17 protein-coding genes are annotated in these 15820 nt (G+C 60.3%); 13 read left to right on the top strand and 4 right to left on the bottom strand.

Translation table 11 applies throughout. The features are described from left to right. Nucleotides 1-27 precede the first annotated feature (27 nt). The 4 genes from GOV80_RS12270 (at nucleotide 28) to uvrC (ending at nucleotide 4919) form a co-directional block, all read left to right on the top strand. Entirely contained in the window at nucleotides 28-825 is a 798-nt protein-coding gene (locus tag GOV80_RS12270; RefSeq protein WP_170785050.1) for a S49 family peptidase, read from the top strand. A gap of 168 nt (nucleotides 826-993) precedes the next feature. Continuing rightward, nucleotides 994-1956 carry a calcium/sodium antiporter gene (locus tag GOV80_RS12265; protein WP_170772722.1) on the top strand — a complete coding sequence of 321 codons (963 nt, stop codon included), beginning with the start codon at nucleotides 994-996 and terminating at the stop codon, nucleotides 1954-1956. A gap of 18 nt (nucleotides 1957-1974) precedes the next feature. Further along, the gene (locus GOV80_RS12260; protein ID WP_170772720.1) at nucleotides 1975-2754 is read left to right on the top strand and encodes an SDR family oxidoreductase; all 780 of its coding nucleotides are present in this window, start codon (nucleotides 1975-1977) and stop codon (nucleotides 2752-2754) included. A 290-nt stretch (nucleotides 2755-3044) separates the two neighbouring features. Next, nucleotides 3045-4919 carry an excinuclease ABC subunit UvrC gene (uvrC, locus tag GOV80_RS12255; RefSeq protein WP_170785048.1) on the top strand — a complete coding sequence of 625 codons (1875 nt, stop codon included), beginning with the start codon at nucleotides 3045-3047 and terminating at the stop codon, nucleotides 4917-4919. On the opposite strand, the gene GOV80_RS12250 is transcribed toward uvrC, so the two are convergent. Beyond that, nucleotides 4916-5800, bottom strand: a complete 885-nt coding sequence (locus tag GOV80_RS12250; protein WP_170785046.1) for a DMT family transporter — start codon at nucleotides 5798-5800, stop codon at nucleotides 4916-4918. The genes uvrC and GOV80_RS12250 overlap by 4 nt on opposite strands. A gap of 171 nt (nucleotides 5801-5971) precedes the next feature. Here GOV80_RS12250 and pgsA point away from each other — a divergent pair, with 171 nt between their 5' ends. From pgsA to GOV80_RS12235, 3 genes are read left to right on the top strand one after another with little or no spacing between them, the layout of a single operon-like run. Then, a complete protein-coding gene (gene pgsA / locus GOV80_RS12245) occupies nucleotides 5972-6640 on the top strand; it encodes a CDP-diacylglycerol--glycerol-3-phosphate 3-phosphatidyltransferase (protein ID WP_170785044.1) in 669 nt (222 codons plus the stop codon). Between the two features lie 3 nt (nucleotides 6641-6643). After that, nucleotides 6644-6889, top strand: coding sequence for a molybdopterin converting factor subunit 1 (gene moaD / locus GOV80_RS12240; protein ID WP_170772714.1), 246 nt, complete (start codon nucleotides 6644-6646; stop codon nucleotides 6887-6889). A gap of 1 nt (nucleotide 6890) precedes the next feature. After that, entirely contained in the window at nucleotides 6891-7337 is a 447-nt protein-coding gene (locus GOV80_RS12235; RefSeq protein ID WP_170772713.1) for a molybdenum cofactor biosynthesis protein MoaE, read from the top strand. A 1-nt stretch (nucleotide 7338) separates the two neighbouring features. On the opposite strand, the gene GOV80_RS12230 is transcribed toward GOV80_RS12235, so the two are convergent. The 3 genes from GOV80_RS12230 to ubiA form a co-directional block, all read right to left on the bottom strand. Beyond that, nucleotides 7339-7659 carry a hypothetical protein gene (locus tag GOV80_RS12230; RefSeq protein WP_170772712.1) on the bottom strand — a complete coding sequence of 107 codons (321 nt, stop codon included), beginning with the start codon at nucleotides 7657-7659 and terminating at the stop codon, nucleotides 7339-7341. Nucleotide 7660: 1 nt separating this feature from the next. Beyond that, nucleotides 7661-9559 (bottom strand): OmpA family protein, encoded by a 1899-nt coding sequence (locus GOV80_RS12225; RefSeq protein ID WP_170785042.1) that lies wholly within the window; start codon nucleotides 9557-9559, stop codon nucleotides 7661-7663. A 64-nt stretch (nucleotides 9560-9623) separates the two neighbouring features. Beyond that, entirely contained in the window at nucleotides 9624-10586 is a 963-nt protein-coding gene (gene ubiA, locus GOV80_RS12220) for a 4-hydroxybenzoate octaprenyltransferase (protein WP_170785040.1), read from the bottom strand. 11 nt (nucleotides 10587-10597) lie between these two features. Between ubiA and GOV80_RS12215 the strand changes: the two genes are divergently transcribed. The 6 genes from GOV80_RS12215 to GOV80_RS12190 all read left to right on the top strand — a co-directional run bounded on the left by GOV80_RS12215 (nucleotide 10598) and on the right by GOV80_RS12190 (nucleotide 15690). Next, nucleotides 10598-11323, top strand: coding sequence for a 16S rRNA (uracil(1498)-N(3))-methyltransferase (locus tag GOV80_RS12215; protein WP_170785038.1), 726 nt, complete (start codon nucleotides 10598-10600; stop codon nucleotides 11321-11323). After that, complete coding sequence (locus tag GOV80_RS12210) at nucleotides 11320-12168, top strand: GNAT family N-acetyltransferase (RefSeq protein ID WP_170785036.1); 849 nt, start codon at nucleotides 11320-11322, stop codon at nucleotides 12166-12168. The genes GOV80_RS12215 and GOV80_RS12210 overlap by 4 nt, the downstream gene beginning before the upstream one ends. After that, nucleotides 12165-12692, top strand: coding sequence for a hypothetical protein (locus tag GOV80_RS12205; RefSeq protein WP_170772706.1), 528 nt, complete (start codon nucleotides 12165-12167; stop codon nucleotides 12690-12692). Before GOV80_RS12210 ends, GOV80_RS12205 begins: the two co-directional genes overlap by 4 nt. A gap of 64 nt (nucleotides 12693-12756) precedes the next feature. After that, nucleotides 12757-14127, top strand: a complete 1371-nt coding sequence (locus GOV80_RS12200; protein WP_170772705.1) for a glutamate--cysteine ligase — start codon at nucleotides 12757-12759, stop codon at nucleotides 14125-14127. A 70-nt stretch (nucleotides 14128-14197) separates the two neighbouring features. Continuing rightward, nucleotides 14198-15271 (top strand): phenylalanine--tRNA ligase subunit alpha, encoded by a 1074-nt coding sequence (gene pheS, locus GOV80_RS12195; RefSeq protein ID WP_170785034.1) that lies wholly within the window; start codon nucleotides 14198-14200, stop codon nucleotides 15269-15271. Next, on the top strand, nucleotides 15268-15690 hold the full coding sequence (locus tag GOV80_RS12190; protein WP_170785032.1) for a hypothetical protein: 423 nt from the start codon (nucleotides 15268-15270) through the stop codon (nucleotides 15688-15690). Before pheS ends, GOV80_RS12190 begins: the two co-directional genes overlap by 4 nt. The last annotated feature ends 130 nt before the right edge of the window (nucleotides 15691-15820 follow it).

Raw genomic sequence — 15820 nt, 5'->3', positions numbered from 1 at the left:
GGTGGGCCGCACTCTACATCGGCTCCCATGAACCTGCGCCTGCCCTTCGTCAAAAAACAACCCTGTGTGGCCGTTATTCGCCTGTCCGGCGCTATCGGAATGGCGGGGCGCGGCTCGATGTCCGACACCTCGCTGGCGCCGGTTCTTGAGAAAGCGTTTCGCAAAGGCAAACCGGCCGCTGTCGCGCTTGAGGTTAATTCGCCGGGCGGATCGCCCGTTCAAAGTTCGCTGATCGGGGCGCGGATTCGGCGGTTATCTGAGGAATTGAACGTTCCTGTCATAGCGTTTGTTGAAGATGTAGCCGCGTCGGGTGGCTATTGGCTGGCGGCTGCGGCGGATGAAATTTATGCCGACGACAGTTCGGTGCTGGGCTCGATTGGCGTGATCTCGGCAGGTTTTGGCGCGCATGTGTTGCTGAAACGACAGGGGATCGAACGGCGGGTGCATACGGCGGGCGAGTCGAAATCCATGCTCGACCCGTTCTCGCCCGAAAAGAAAGAGGACGTTGCCCGGCTCGAGCGTCTTTTAGGCGATATTCACGAAAATTTCATCGCCCATGTCAAAGCCCGTCGTGATGGCAAGCTGGACGAAACACAGGACCTGTTCACCGGCGAAGTGTGGTTGGCACGCCGTGCCCAAGAACTTGGTCTGATCGACGGCATCGCGCATCTGAAACCCAAAATGCAGGAGCGGTTTGGCGACAAGGTCAAATTCCGCCGCTATGGGCTTCGGAAGCCGCTGTGGTCGCGGTTCGGCGCGTCTTTGGCGCAGGACGCGATTTCCGGGCTTGAGGAGCGCGCGGCCTATGCGCGTTTTGGTCTGTGACGTGATTATCAAGATTGTCACCCTCTTCCTGATCGCCATGGGTGTGTTGGCGATGTTCGGAAAGCTGCGCTTTCCGGGTCAGAAGAGGCTGCAATCATCCCGGTGTCCGCGCTGCGGGCGGTTCAGGATCGGCAAAGGCCCCTGCGCCTGCGAAAAAGGAGGCCGTACATGACGGCATGGCTGCTTTCGGGGCTCGGGCTGCTGATCCTGCTGCTGGCGGGTGATGCGCTTGTGCGTGGGGCCGTGAACCTCAGCCTGCGCTTGGGCGTGCCTGCTCTGATCGTCAGCCTGACCATTGTGGCCTTTGGCACTTCGGCGCCTGAATTGTTGATTGCGATCAGCGCGATTCAGGAAAACGCACCGGGGATCGCGCTTGGCAATGTGGTGGGGTCAAACACAGCCAATATCCTGTTGGTGCTGGGCCTGCCTGCGCTGCTGGCCACGTTGCACACCAGCGAATGTGACAGCCGCAAGAACTATGTCTTCATGATCATGGCAACGGTGCTGTTCATCGGGTTGGCCTTTTGCGGCGTGTTCAACTTGCTCAGCGGGGCCATCCTGTTGACGGCGCTGGCTTTAGTCTTGTGGAACGCGTTCCGCGAGGCGCATGCACACCGCAAAGCCTGTGGTGACGCCTGCGCAGACGATGATGATCTGGACGGCCTGGAAGAGGCTGATCCGAATATGCCCTATTGGAAAATCTCGATCTATCTTGTGCTGGGTCTGATCGGACTACCGATGGGCGCGCATCTGCTGGTCGACAACGCGACGGTCATTGCCCGCACCTATGGGGTCAGCGAAACAGTGATCGGGTTGACGCTGGTGGCGGTCGGGACGTCTCTGCCCGAACTGGCGACGACCGTGATGGCGGCGCTGCGCCGTCAGGCGGATGTTGCTTTGGGGAACGTCATCGGGTCGAACATGTTCAACCTGCTGGCCATTGTGGGGATTGCCACGCTTGTCGGTCGCATCCCGGTCGATCCCGAATTCTTGCACTTCGATTTGTGGGTGATGCTGGCGGCCTCGCTGCTGCTGATCCCCTTCGTCTTTTTCAAGAAAGATATCACCCGCGGGTGGGGCCTGTTGTTGACCCTGCTGTATGTGGTCTACATCGTCACATTGCTGGCCTAACCTTACGGAGACCCAATCATGACCCGTGCCCTCGTAACCGGAGCAGGCATTCGCCTTGGCCGGGCTATGGCCCTGTATTTGGCACAGCGCGGGTATGATGTGGCCATCCACTATGCGACCTCGGAACAACCGGCGCTGGATGTCGTGGCCGAGGCTCAGGCTATGGGCCGCAGCGCGATCGCCCTACAGGCCGATCTTCTGGATGAGGCGCAGGTTCAGACCTTGTTGCCCCGCGCGGCCGAGGCGTTGGGCGGACCGATCACCTGTCTGGTCAACAATGCTTCGATCTTTGAATATGACAACATTCAGACGGCCACTCGAACAAGCTGGGACCGCCACATGGACAGCAACCTTCGCGCGCCCTTCGTTCTGACGCAGGCCATGGCTGAACAAGGGTTGGAACCTGAAAAAGACGATGCAGGAGAACCGGTGGCGACCGGCCTGATCGTCAACATGGTGGATATGCGCGTGCGTAAGCTGACGCCCGAATTTATGTCCTACACTATCGCTAAGATGGGTCTCTGGGCGCTGACTCGTACCGCTGCGCAGGCGCTGACCCCGGCTATCCGCGTCAATGCGATTGGTCCCGGCCCGACGATGCAGGGACATCGTCAAAGCGCCGATCACTTTAGCGCGCAGCGAAGAAACACAGTGTTGGAACGCGGCGCGAATCCGTCCGATATCACCGCTGCGCTGGGCTATTTTCTGGATGCCCACGCCGTCACCGGACAGCTTTTATGCGTGGATGGCGGGCAGCATCTTGGTTGGCAAACACCGGATGTTTTGGGCGTTGAATAGGTAATTCTCAGATAAGTTTTGCACCGCTCTCATTTCTGTTACCAACGCGTTACAAAAATGTATTGTTTTTCATGCACTTGTCCTGTGTATGAAAAAATATAATTTAAAAACAAATAGTTAAACTAGTGCCTAATTTTTGTGCAAATCAAGGAATCCTTAATGAATTAAGGGAAAATCGCGATACCCTGAAACTTATCTTCATACTTATCCACAGAAACCGTGGATTTGTTTTCTCTTGATCTGAGGCGCTCAAGATTGCAGCCATGGTGAGGGAATCATATTTCAGGCACATGACCGTCCAGAACGAATCGAACTCCGAAACCCAAAGCGTTGGATACGAATGTATACAGCGATATGTGAAAACGCTGGACAGCTCGCCCGGTGTGTACCGGATGTTGGATGCGGACAGTCGGGTTCTGTACGTGGGCAAGGCGCGAAACCTGAAGGCGCGGGTATCGAACTATACGCGGCCCGGACATTCGGGGCGGATCGAGAAGATGATCGCCGCGACGGTTTCGATGATGTTTCTGACCACGCGGACCGAGACCGAGGCGCTGCTGCTGGAGCAGAACCTGATCAAGCAGCTCAAGCCCAAGTACAATGTGCTGCTGCGCGACGATAAGAGTTTTCCGAACATTCTGGTCGCCAAGGATCATGGGTTTCCGCAGATCAAGAAACATCGTGGGGCGAAGAAAGAAAAGGGCGCCTATTTTGGCCCATTCGCCAGCGCCGGAGCGGTGAACCGGACGCTGAACCAGCTGCAAAAAGCGTTCCTGCTGCGTAACTGCTCGGATTCCATGTTCGACAGCCGGACGCGGCCCTGTCTGCTGTATCAGATTAAGCGCTGTTCTGGGCCGTGTGTTGGGTTGATCTCGGAAAGCGATTACGGCGAAAGCGTCAAGGATGCGGAACGGTTCTTGTCGGGCCGGTCAACCAAGGTGCAGGAAGAACTGGCCAAACAGATGATGGCCGCGTCCGAGGCGATGGAGTTCGAACGCGCCGCCAGCCTGCGCGACCGTATTCGAGCGCTGACGCAGGTGCAGACGTCCCAAGGCATCAACCCGCGCGGCGTGGCCGAGGCGGATGTGATCGGACTCTATATGGATAGTGGGCAGGCCTGTGTGCAGGTGTTCTTTATCCGGGCCAACCAGAACTGGGGCAACAAAGACTTTTACCCTCGGGTCGGGGCGGATGTGTCACCTGCCGAGGTGATGGAGGCGTTTCTCGGTCAGTTCTACGACAACAAGGAACCGCCCCGTCAGTTGATCCTGTCAGATGCGATCGAGAATGCCGATCTGATGCAGGACGCGCTGTCGGAAAAAGCCGGACGCAAGGTTGAAATTCTTGTCCCTCAACGGGGCGAGAAACAAGAACTGGTCGCCGGAGCCCTGCGCAACGCACGCGAGTCACTGGCACGGCGCATGTCGGAAAGCGCCACGCAGGCCAAACTGTTACGTGGTGTGGCCGAGGCGTTTGATCTGGACACGCCACCCGAGCGGATCGAGGTCTACGATAACAGCCATATTCAGGGCACCAACGCGGTGGGCGGCATGATCGTGGCGGGCCCCGAGGGGTTCATGAAAAACGCCTATCGCAAGTTCAACATCCGGGGCGATGATCTGACCCCCGGCGACGATTTTGGCATGATGAAAGAGGTTCTGACCCGCCGTTTCACCCGCTTGCAAAAAGAAGACCCAGACCGAGACAAGGGCCATTGGCCCGACCTGCTGTTGATCGATGGTGGAGCAGGGCAGGTCAGCGTGGTGCATGAGATCATGGTGGAACACGGGGTCGAAGACATCCCGATGGTCGGCGTCGCCAAGGGTGTGGACCGCGACCACGGCAAAGAGGAATTCCACCGCATCGGCCAGCGCGCCTTTGCGCTGAAGCGCAACGATCCGGTGCTGTATTTCATTCAACGCCTGCGGGATGAGGCGCACCGCTTCGCCATCGGTACCCATCGCGCCAAACGGGCTAAGGCCGTTGGGGCGACGCCTCTGGACGAAATCCCCGGCGTGGGTGCGGCACGCAAACGCGCCCTTTTGGCCCATTTCGGTAGCGCCAAGGCGGTCAGCCGAGCCAATCTGGCGGATCTCAAGGCGGTGGACGGGATCTCAGCCGGGTTGGCGCAGAAGGTCTATGATTTCTTCCACGACAAGGGTTAGGCCCGCCGCCCCCGCGCCAGAATATACAGCCCCGAGGCGACGATCAGCGCCGACCCGATCCACATGGTCTGGTCCAGCCGCTCACCAAACATGACCACGCCCAACCCGATCCCGAACAGCAGTCGCGAATAGCGGAAAGGCGTGACGGATGAGACCTCGCCCGTGCGCATTGCCTTCATCAGCGAGGCATAGGCCATGACACCCATGATGATTGCGCCGGTCATATGCAGGCTGACTTGCGCGGTCAGGGGCTGCATCGGTGTGCCTTCCCAGAACCGATAGGCCAGACCGGCGATTATGATGCAAAGGAAACCGTAGAACCCCAGCACCTCGGTCCCCAGTGACGCGGGCGCGGCGCGGCTGGCCAGATCGCGGCCTGCGAACCCCAACATTCCCAGCACCGCAAGGATGGACAGGGCCGAGAAGCTGTCTCCGGTTGGTCGGATGATGATGACGACGCCGACAAGGCCAATCAGAATGGCGCTCCACCTGCGCCAGCCGACGGTTTCGCCAAAGACCAGAGCAGCGCCCGCAACAACGACCAGAGGCGTGGCCTGTAAGATCACAGTGGCCGAGGATAGTGGCGTTAACGCGATGGCCAGCACATAGAACAACCGTCCGAGGATTTCGAAAACCACGCGCACTTTCATTGGGCGCGACAGCACATCCGGCTGAAACAGCCGTGTACTGCGTAACATGGCCACCACCGAATAGATCACTGCACCGCCTGCGCCGAACAGCACCAACACCTGCCAGATCGGAATTGCTGCCGAGGCGGCCTTGATCAGCGCATCCTCAAGCGCGAAAAGTGCCATTGCGGCGATCATCCATGCGCTGCCGATCAGGTTCGATCGGGGGTCGGTTTGAATGTGGGTTGTCATGTTTCGCCCTGTTTGAACCAGTCGCCAATCTGGCCGCAAACACTGTGCGCGCCAAGTCGCGGAAACGGGGTTGCGACCCTTTGACCGCAATCACTGCAACAGCCTGTGATCGGGGCAGATTTTCAACGGGCCATCTTTCATGTCCCGAACCGGCGATGTAAAGTTTTAACCATGAAGTGGAACCTGCCCAATATCCTGACCGTGCTTCGCCTATTGGCGGCGCCAGGTCTGGCCGTGATGTTTTTGTATTTCACCCGGCCCTATGCCGATTGGTTTGCCCTGATCCTGTTCATGTCCGCCGCCATCACCGACTGGTTCGATGGCTACTTGGCCCGTGCTTGGAAGCAGGAAACAAAGATTGGCGCGATGCTGGATCCGATTGCCGACAAAGCGATGGTGGTGATCGCGCTGATGATCCTTGTGGGCTATTCGACAGAACACTGGACGCCTTGGCTGGTTTTGCCCGCCACCGTGATCCTGTTCCGCGAGGTTTTTGTCTCGGGCCTGCGCGAATATCTGGGCGATACGGCAGGCACGCTGAAGGTCACCAAGTTGGCCAAGTGGAAGACCACGGCGCAGATGGTGGCGATTGCCATCCTGTTCTCGCAGGGGATATTCGAGCACTATTTCGTCATGGCCACTTTCGGCATGGACCCCACGATCATAGATCAGGTCCTGACTGGCGAGGTCGAGGACCACAACCACCTCCGCCGGCATTTGGAAGGCATGTTCTGGTCGGGCCGTATTGGGCTGTGGCTGCTGTGGATTGCTGCGACGCTGACATTGATCACGGGCTATGACTACCTACGTAAAGCCATGCCCCATCTGAAGGAGAGCTAAGCGATGGACGTGCTGTATTTCGCCTGGGTGCGCGAACGCATCGGCCTGCCCAAGGAAAAGGTCGAAACGCAGGCCGCGACGGTCAGCGATCTGGTCGCTGAACTCAGCGCGCGCGAAGACCGCTATGCTGCTGCCTTCGCTGATCTGTCGGCCCTGCGCGTGGCGCTGGATCAGGAACTGTCGGACTTTGACGCCCCGCTGTCGGGCGTGCGCGAGGTTGCGTTCTTTCCGCCCATGACAGGCGGCTGAGATGCGGATCGTCGTACAGGAAGCCCCGTTTGACATGGGGGCAGAAGCCAACGCCTTTGCTGCTGGGGATGATGCTGCCAACGGGGCCATCGTGACCTTTACCGGCGTTGTGCGCGACCTGGCCACGGGCGATCTGGACGTGATGGAGATCGAACACTACCCCGGCATGACCGAACGCGCCCTGACCAAGATCGCGACCGAGGCGCAATCGCGCTGGTCGCTGGGCGATGTGCTGGTGATCCACCGCCACGGACGGTTGGCTCCGGGGGATCGGATCATGATGGTGGCCACCGCCTCGCCCCACCGCAAAGATGCGTTCGAGGCGGCCGAGTACCTGATGGACTACCTCAAATCCCGCGCGCCGTTCTGGAAGAAAGAGATCACCAACGCAGGCGCCGATTGGGTCGCCGCCAAGGACGAAGACGAAGACGCGCTGAGCCGGTGGTGACTTAATCCGCGTTGTTGATGCGTCCGCGCAGTTCCTCGGCCTCTTGCCGGGCGGCGCGTAGGCCTTCCATTGCGGCGGACAGCTCGGCCTCGGTCTGGGTCAGTTGATTGGTCAACTCGGCCTCGCGTTGCTGCAGATAGGTGATGGCCTGATCGCGGGTTTCCTCGGCCTCGTGCAGCTCTTGGCTCATACGGTCCAGATCGGCCACGTCGCTTTGGCGCACGCGGGACAGACGGTGGGCCAGCCAGTTGGCGAACCATCCCATACAGAACGCCCCGAATAGGATGATGGCCGTGGCAATTATGAATTCCAGTCTGTTCAACTTATTGGTCCCCCGCGCCGGTGTCTCCGGCGTCTTCTGACGTCTCGGTCACTGCTTCCATGGCCTCAAGCCCAGTTTCAGTTGCCTCAACAGGTTCCGGACGGATCAGGCGGAATTCGATCCGCCGGTTTTCTTCGCGGCCTTCTTCTGAATCGTTATCGGCAATGGGTTGAGTCTCGCCATACCCCACGGCGGTATAGCTTGAAGTCGGCACCCGGCGGCCGCGCAACTCGTTCAGGATGGATTGCGCCCGCGCCTGGCTGAGCTGTTGGTTCATTTCCTCACGGCCCTGGCTGTCGGTATGGCCCTGAATCTCCATCCGGATTGGGCCGCAGTCCCGCAGGATTTCGGCGATCTGGTTGACCGTATCACGCGAGTCAGCGGCGACAGTGGCAGACCCAGGTTCAAAGGCGATTTTGCTGGAGGACTGGACCTGCGCGATCTGTTCTTCGCACTGTTCGGGGTCAGGAAGTGTGTCCTCGGGTTCGGGTGGGGCCTGATAGGTGATCGACAGGTTAAATTCCTGGGCGTCGCCCAACTTGTCCGACAAAAGGCTGGTGATCCCGGCCCGTGTGTCGGGGTCATGGGTGACGCCGCTCAGGGCGACGTCATCAGGTGTCACCGTCAGAACGCCGTTGTGTAGTTGCGCCAATGCTTCCAGCCCAGCCAGCACGCGCACGGGCCAGTCGGCTGGCAGGTCCGGTGCGATCCTTGTGGCGGTATAGACCTGTTCCGAGCCAAAGGCCGCGCGGGCAAAGCTGTCGACCATGTCGCGCAGGGTTTCGTCACCCAGACGTCCGCGTATCTGGACCAGACCTTCGGGGCTGCGCGTGGCCGCGAATTCGGGCGGGCCAGCAGGGGCGTCTTCTTCGGGTTCGGGCAGCACGGCATGCAGGGCAAAGACGTCGGGAAGGGCGGTCTCAAGCTCGCCTACTACCCGATCAAAAGTGCCTGGGTCTGTGCCCATTGCGGCCACAAGCGTGATATCTGCGTCGGACATGGTGACAGACCCCTGACCGATCTGTGCCAGCGCCCGAATGCTGAGAATCGCTGCTTCGGACCACCGAGGAGACGGCTCACCCAGTCCGATCGTACAACTATAGGGCCCAGTCATGCCGGTTTCCTGCGCGGCGGCGATGATGGCGGTACGGGCATCTTCATCCTGCGCCGAGCAGGCATCGAACTGACCACCCTCGGCTCCGATCAGATAGCGCAGGGTAAAGGGCGTGATCACCGGGCGCGGGGCCGAGATTGCAAGCCCTATCCGCAAGCTGGGTGGGGCTGCGCGCGTCAGCTCTTGTTCCAGCCGCTCTTTTTCATGGCGACTATCCGCGATGGCGGTGATCTTGACCAGCCCCGGACTGGCCGAGATCTTGGCACGGGGCAGGCGGACCAGCGCTTCGATGGCAAAATCCAGCGCGTCGTCCCAACCTTTAGGGGTGGGATAGTCGGCCGTTTCCATCAGGTCCGATACGTTGTCGGCATCCAGGCGGCGCAACCGCTCGATCAGCGCATCGCGATCTTGGGTGGCGGGGATTAGGCCGATAACCGAGATGCCACTGTCATTGCGCAAAATCTCGGCCGAGAATTTCGGTGGGGCCAGCTGCGTTGTCGGCGCCACCTCCATGTCATCAATGACGCGCGAGGTATCAACCTCGGTCCCGGCGGCGGTCAGGGCGCTGAACCGGGTGGCCTCGTCCTGCGCGGTACCGGTCAGCACCACGCGCAACCCGTCCGATTCGACCTCGGCCCAGTCATGGCCTTTCAGGTCCAGCGCGCGGCGGACGGCAAATTCCGATGCTTCCTCGACCGCGGTCACCGCATAGCTAGCGGCCAGCAGGGACAACCCGGCCGAAACGAGGAAAATCAGGGCAGCAGCTAAGAAATAGGGCAGGCGCATGTGCGGGCAGACGACTCCTCGGGTGGTTGGGGGGACTCTTACAGAGCCCCGCGCCGAGGTGCAATCAAACCAACAGTGCCACGCACAGGAAGATCAGCGGAATAAGGCCGGTGTCGCGGTTGGCGCGGAACAGCTGCAGCAGCTTGGCGTTGTCCTCGGTGTCCAGCCCGCGCAATTGCCACGCCATGTGCCAGCCCATTGCCCACGGCCCGGCCAACGCAACAAACAGCGCCATGATCGAGGCCTGCGTGGTTATTGCGTCAATAATCGCCAGACCCATCAGGGAAACGGTGGCCACAAGGAAGTATTTCAGCCACTTGGCCGTGTCCTTTCCGAACAGACGCGCGGTGGATTTGATGCCGATCAGTTCGTCATCTTCGGTGTCCTGATGGGCATAGATCGTGTCATAGAACAGCGTCCACGCAATTCCGGCCAGATAGAGCAAAATCGCAGGCACACCGATGGATCCGGTATGTGCGGCCCAGGCCAACAGAACACCCCAATTGAAGGCCAGCCCCAGAAACACCTGCGGCCACCACGTGAACCGTTTGGCGAAGGGATAGATCGTGACCGGCAGCAGCGACAGGACGCCCATTGCTATGGCCGTCTGATTGAAGCTGAGCAGAATGCCCAAAGCCAACAAGCATTGCAGCCCCATCCAGACCACCGCCTGCCGCACCGTGACCTGACCCGAGGGGATGGGCCGCGAGCGGGTACGCTCGACCTGCGCATCGAATTCGCGGTCGGTGATGTCATTCCATGTGCAGCCCGCGCCGCGCATCAGGAAGGCGCCGATGGCGCATCCGGCGGCGATCCACAGATCCTCCCACCGGGGCGAGCCGTCGCTGAGGATGGCCAGCACCAGACCCCACCAGCAAGGGATCAGCAGCAGCCATGTGCCGATGGGTCGATCCGCGCGGCTGAGGCGCAGATAGGGGCGGGTAAAGGCGGGCGCGTGAGTGTCGACCCAGTTGCCGCTGACGGCATCAGCGACCTGACCATCTGGTGTTGGGGCATTGCCTTGCATATTAAGGTCTCATGAGTGCAAAGATCAGACTGTATGTAGAGCACCCTTTGGGTGCGGGGCAATCGGTTCCTTTGACGCGTGATCAGGCCCACTACCTGTTCGGCGTCATGCGGCTGGCCTTCGGCGGACAAGTGTCCTTGTTCAACGGCCAAGATGGCGAGTGGCTGGCCGACGTTGCCGAGGCGGGCAAGCGTGGCGGTGTGCTGACTTGCGCCCGCCAGACCAAGCCGCTGCAACTGCCGCCCGATCTGTGGTTCCTATTCGCGCCGATCAAAAAGGCCCGTACTGATTTCATCGTTGAAAAAGCGGCCGAGATGGGGGCTGCGCGCATTCTGCCGGTACAAACCGAATTCACCAATTCCGAGCGTATCCGGCAAGACCGTCTTCAGGCCCACGCGGTCGAAGCAGCCGAGCAATGCGGCGGCACCTACGTGCCAGAGGTTGCCGATCTGCAACGTTTGGACCGACTGTTGGACGCATGGCCCGAGGACCGTCAGCTGATGTTCTGTGATGAGGCCGAGGTCGGCTCGGCCTTGCGTCTGGCTGCCCATGAGTCGGGCCAGCCCTGGGCTATTTTGATCGGGCCCGAGGGTGGGTTTTCGGATCGAGAGCGCGCGCGTCTGGCCGGGTTGTCCTTTTCCCATGTCGTCAGTCTTGGGCCGCGCATCCTGCGGGCCGATACGGCGGCGGTGGCGGCCTTGACCATGTGGCAGCAGGCCTTGGGGGATTGGTCATGAACTGGCGACCGGCTGATACGACGGACGTGCCTGCGATCCGCCGGTTTCTGTCGCGGCATGTCCAGACCTCGATGTTTCCGCTGGCCAATCTGCGCGAATACGGCTTGGGCGGAACCAGCCCGCGCGCGCTGAGTGCCTGGGTGTTGGGTGACGATCCGTGGGCCGTTTTTGCCATCACCAACGAAGGTATGGTTCTGCCACAATGCCCCGATTGTTCCGACGCCGATCTGCTGGCCGCGATCGACCTGATCCGCGGCAGGCCGCTGTTCGGGATTGCAGCCGAGGCGACCCAAGCGCGGCGGATCATGCAGCTTGCGGGCTGGGCGGGCCGTCCCGCGACACTCAATAGTGACGAGCCGGGGTTCACTCTGGACCTGACCCAACTTGTGGTGCCCGATACCACCGGTGCGATGCTTGAGCCTTTGGGTGGGTTCAACGGAGACATCACCGAAGAATGGCGACGCGACTATTTGATAGAGGCGATGGATTTCGCTCCTGACCGCGCGCGGAAGCAAGCGCGTAAGGACTATGTGACCTATCTGGACCTAAATTCGCACCGGGTACTTGTGGTCGATGGTCAGCCCGTGGCGATGACAGGATTCAATGCGCGCCTGCCCGATGTGGTTCAGATCGGCGGGGTCTATACCCCGCCCAAGCTGCGCGGGCGCGGCTATGCGCGGTTGGCTGTTTCCTTGCATCTGCTCGAGGCAAATGCCAGCGGCGTGTCGCGCGCGGTGCTGTTTGCGGCTTCCAATTCGGCGGCGCGTGCCTATATGGCAATCGGATTCAAACCGGCAGGGCAGTTCTCGCTGATCCTGTTCAAGAACCCGAAGGACCCGGCATGAGTTTCATCCGACCCGAAGCCAAACTGACCCTGTGGCGCTGGCGCGAAGTGCTGGTTGCCGTGGCCGTCCTGCTGGTTGGCCTGAGCTGGATTGGCGGTCCCGGTGGCCTGCTGGGCTGGATGGGCTGGGTTCTGGTTGCCGTGGCCGTGGCGCTGGCCGTCATAGGTTTTCAGCGCGCGCGATTTCGCACTGGGGCAGGCGGCCCCGGCGTTGTCACCATCGACGAAGGTCAGATCACCTATCTGGGCCCGCTGGACGGCGGCATGGTCGCCACGCGCGAGATCGAACGGCTGGCACTGGACCCGACTTCGAATCCGGCGCATTGGGTACTGTCTCAGCCGGGTCAGCCAACGCTTCACATTCCCGTGAATGCCGAAGGGGCCGAGGCGCTTTTTGATGTGTTCTCGAACCTGCCGGGGCTGAAAACCGAACAGATGCTGGCCGAATTGAACGGCGGTGCGGTGCATCCCGTGGTGATCTGGGAAAAGCGCCCGATGCGACCGGCGCATCTGCGGCTGCATTGACACTGGCGGCATTTCACCCCACGACTCACCCAAAGACAGACACATCAGGATCGGAGAGCGGTTCATGTCCATCCCCCAGTCCGGCGGCGGGCCGATCGAACGCCACGAACAGCTAGCGGAATACCTGGAATCGGGCTGCAAGCCCAAAGCCGATTGGCGCATCGGGACCGAGCATGAGAAGTTCGGTTATTGCAAGGACACGCTGAAACCGCTGCCGTTCGAGGGTAAACGCTCGATCGTCGCTGTGCTGGAAGGTCTGCGCGACCGCCATGGCTGGGCTGAGGTGCGCGAGGGTGACAACCTGATCGGTCTGGAAAAGGACGGCGCGAATGTCAGCCTGGAACCCGGTGGCGCGCTGGAACTGTCGGGTGCTCCGCTGGAGACGATCCACGAGACCTGCGATGAGGTGAACACCCACCTGCGCGAGGTGAAGGATATCGCGGATGAGATCGGCGTGGGCTTTATCGGACTGGGCGCGGCTCCGATCTGGACCCATGACGAGATGCCGTTGATGCCCAAGGGCCGCTATCGTCTGATGAACGACTATATGGAAAAGGTCGGCACCATGGGCCGCGCCATGATGCGGCGCACCTGCACGGTTCAGGTCAATATCGACTTTGGGTCCGAGGCCGACATGGTCCAGAAGCTGCGCGTGGCGCTGGCGCTGCAGCCGGTCGCGACGGCGCTATTCGCCAATTCGCCTTTCTTTGAGGGCAAGCCCAACGGCCAGAAAAGCTGGCGCAGCCATATCTGGCGGCATCTGGATGATGCGCGGACGGGCATGCTGCCGTTTGTGTTCGAAGAGGGCTTTGGGTTCGAGCGTTATGTGCAGTACGCGCTCGATGTGCCGATGTATTTCGTCTACCGCGACGGCCAGTATATCAACGCGCTGGGCATGTCCTTCCGCGATTTCCTGCAAGGCAAACTGCCCGCGCTACCCGGCGAAACGCCGACGCTTTCCGATTGGGCCGACCACCTTACCACCGCTTTCCCCGAGGCGCGCATCAAGAAATACATGGAGATGCGCGGCGCGGATGGCGGCCCGTGGCGGCGTTTGTGCGCACTGCCTGCCTTCTGGGTTGGTCTGACATATGACCAAGGCGCGCTGGATGCGGCATGGGATCTGGTCAAAGGCTGGGATGCGGAAACCCGCGAAGAACTGCGCGTTCAGGCTGCCGTTCAGGGTCTTCAGGCGCAGGTTGGCGTTATCAACATGCACGATCTGGCACGCGAGGTTGTCGCGATTTCCGAGGCTGGTCTGAAATCTCGCGCATTCCCCGGTGCGGGAGGTCTGGTGCCGGACGAGACGCATTTCCTGAACGCGCTGAAAGAAAGCATCGACACAGGGAAAGTCCCCGCCGATGAGTTGCTGGATCACTACAATGGCGACTGGAACGGCGATCTAACCCGGATTTATCCCGAATACAGCTATTGATCAGCACCGTCCCGCTTGCATTCGCGGAGCGGGGCCGATAGCAGGTTGGCGACCAAATTCAGAGGGCGTCATGGACGATCTTAAGGCAAAATATCTGGGCCAAATCGCCGAAGCGGGCGACGAGAACGCGCTTGAGGCGATCCGCGTCGCCGCCGTGGGCAAAAAAGGCGAGGTCGCGCTGAAGATGCGCGAGCTGGGCAAAATGACGCCCGAGGAACGCCAGATCGCAGGCCCCGCGCTGAACGCCCTGAAGGATGAGATCAACTCGGCGCTGGCCGCCAAGAAGGCCGCGCTGGCCGATGCCGCGCTGGATGAGCGTCTGCGCACCGAATGGTTGGACGTGACCCTGCCGACCCGCGCGCGCCGTCAGGGCTCGATCCACCCGATCAGCCAGGCGACCGAGGAACTGACCGCGATCTTTGCCGAACTGGGCTTTTCCGTGGCCGAAGGGCCTCGGATCGAAGACGACTGGTATAATTTTGACGCCCTGAACATCCCCGGACACCACCCCGCGCGAGCCGAGATGGACACGTTTTACATGCACCGCGCCGAAGGCGACGACCGCCCGCCGCATGTGCTGCGGACGCATACGTCGCCGGTGCAGATCCGCTCGATGGAGAAACAGGGCGCGCCGATCCGCGTCATCTGTCCGGGCGGTGTGTATCGCGCCGACTATGACCAGACCCACACACCGATGTTCCATCAGGTCGAGGGGCTGGCCATCGACAAGGACATCTCGATGGCGAACCTGAAATGGGTTCTGGAAGAGTTCGTGAAAGCGTTCTTCGAGGTTGACGATGTCGAACTTCGCTTCCGCGCCTCGCATTTCCCCTTCACCGAACCGTCGGCCGAGGTCGACATCCGCTGTTCGTGGGATAACGGTCAGTTGAAGATCGGCGAGGGCGACGACTGGATGGAGATTCTGGGCTCGGGCATGGTCCACCCGAAGGTGATCGCCGCCGGTGGGATTGACCCCGAGGTCTATCAGGGCTTTGCCTTTGGCATCGGCATCGACCGCCTGGCGATGCTGAAATACGGCATTCCTGACTTGCGGGCGTTCTTTGATTCTGACCTGCGCTGGCTGCGGCACTACGGGTTCGCAGCGCTGGATATGCCGAACCTGCATGGTGGTTTGAGTAGATGAACTGGTTGGGCACATTCGGTGCGCTTGCAGCCGCCGTTTTGGGCCTGCTTGTTTACTTCAAGCAAAAAGAAACTGATCGGGCTCACCAGATACTGGCCGAAAGACGAAGTCTGTATCTCGAATATGCCGAGGTGATGGCCCGTCATATGTTCAGTGTGATCGACGTCAATTCTTCTCAGCACTTGGAGAGACGCGACGCACTCAATGTGATCAGTTCAAAACTTGCGGTGGTCGCAACCGCTGAGATTTTGAAGAAACATCGCGAGCTGCTTGCTTTGCTCCGCGATAAAGAACTTGGAGACATTGAAGGAATAGTTGAAGACTATTTTGATCCCAATGTTCAGAAGCTCTTCGACGACGTTCTTCAACAGATGCGAGAAGACGCGTTGCCTGAAGAGATTCGATATGTAAGTCGATGAGTTTAATTTCGCGCGGAGCAAAGGCCGATAGGCCGCCGCGCTATCGCCAGACCGCCCGGCACCTGCGCGTGTTACAGGTTCCCACAGGGTTGTGACGTGACAGTCCGCGTCAGTTAGCTAGGCTCCGGCC

The organism is Ruegeria lacuscaerulensis (assembly GCF_013034685.1).
GTDB classification, from domain to species: domain Bacteria; phylum Pseudomonadota; class Alphaproteobacteria; order Rhodobacterales; family Rhodobacteraceae; genus Ruegeria; species Ruegeria lacuscaerulensis_B.
Note: the sequence above shows the minus strand (reverse complement) of the source record. Positions and strands in the feature narration are given on the sequence as shown.

Coding starts and splice junctions, on each gene's coding strand:
- GOV80_RS12225 (WP_170785042.1), bottom strand. CDS start 9,559: ATGCGCCTGCCCTATTTCTTAGCTGCTGCCCTGATTTTCCTCGTTTCG.
- GOV80_RS12265 (WP_170772722.1), top strand. CDS start 994: ATGACGGCATGGCTGCTTTCGGGGCTCGGGCTGCTGATCCTGCTGCTG.
- GOV80_RS12215 (WP_170785038.1), top strand. CDS start 10,598: ATGAGTGCAAAGATCAGACTGTATGTAGAGCACCCTTTGGGTGCGGGG.
- GOV80_RS12235 (WP_170772713.1), top strand. CDS start 6,891: ATGCGGATCGTCGTACAGGAAGCCCCGTTTGACATGGGGGCAGAAGCC.
- ubiA (WP_170785040.1), bottom strand. CDS start 10,586: ATGCAAGGCAATGCCCCAACACCAGATGGTCAGGTCGCTGATGCCGTC.
- GOV80_RS12250 (WP_170785046.1), bottom strand. CDS start 5,800: ATGACAACCCACATTCAAACCGACCCCCGATCGAACCTGATCGGCAGC.
- GOV80_RS12190 (WP_170785032.1), top strand. CDS start 15,268: ATGAACTGGTTGGGCACATTCGGTGCGCTTGCAGCCGCCGTTTTGGGC.
- GOV80_RS12200 (WP_170772705.1), top strand. CDS start 12,757: ATGTCCATCCCCCAGTCCGGCGGCGGGCCGATCGAACGCCACGAACAG.
- GOV80_RS12260 (WP_170772720.1), top strand. CDS start 1,975: ATGACCCGTGCCCTCGTAACCGGAGCAGGCATTCGCCTTGGCCGGGCT.
- moaD (WP_170772714.1), top strand. CDS start 6,644: ATGGACGTGCTGTATTTCGCCTGGGTGCGCGAACGCATCGGCCTGCCC.
- uvrC (WP_170785048.1), top strand. CDS start 3,045: ATGACCGTCCAGAACGAATCGAACTCCGAAACCCAAAGCGTTGGATAC.
- GOV80_RS12270 (WP_170785050.1), top strand. CDS start 28: ATGAACCTGCGCCTGCCCTTCGTCAAAAAACAACCCTGTGTGGCCGTT.
- GOV80_RS12205 (WP_170772706.1), top strand. CDS start 12,165: ATGAGTTTCATCCGACCCGAAGCCAAACTGACCCTGTGGCGCTGGCGC.
- pgsA (WP_170785044.1), top strand. CDS start 5,972: ATGAAGTGGAACCTGCCCAATATCCTGACCGTGCTTCGCCTATTGGCG.
- GOV80_RS12210 (WP_170785036.1), top strand. CDS start 11,320: ATGAACTGGCGACCGGCTGATACGACGGACGTGCCTGCGATCCGCCGG.
- pheS (WP_170785034.1), top strand. CDS start 14,198: ATGGACGATCTTAAGGCAAAATATCTGGGCCAAATCGCCGAAGCGGGC.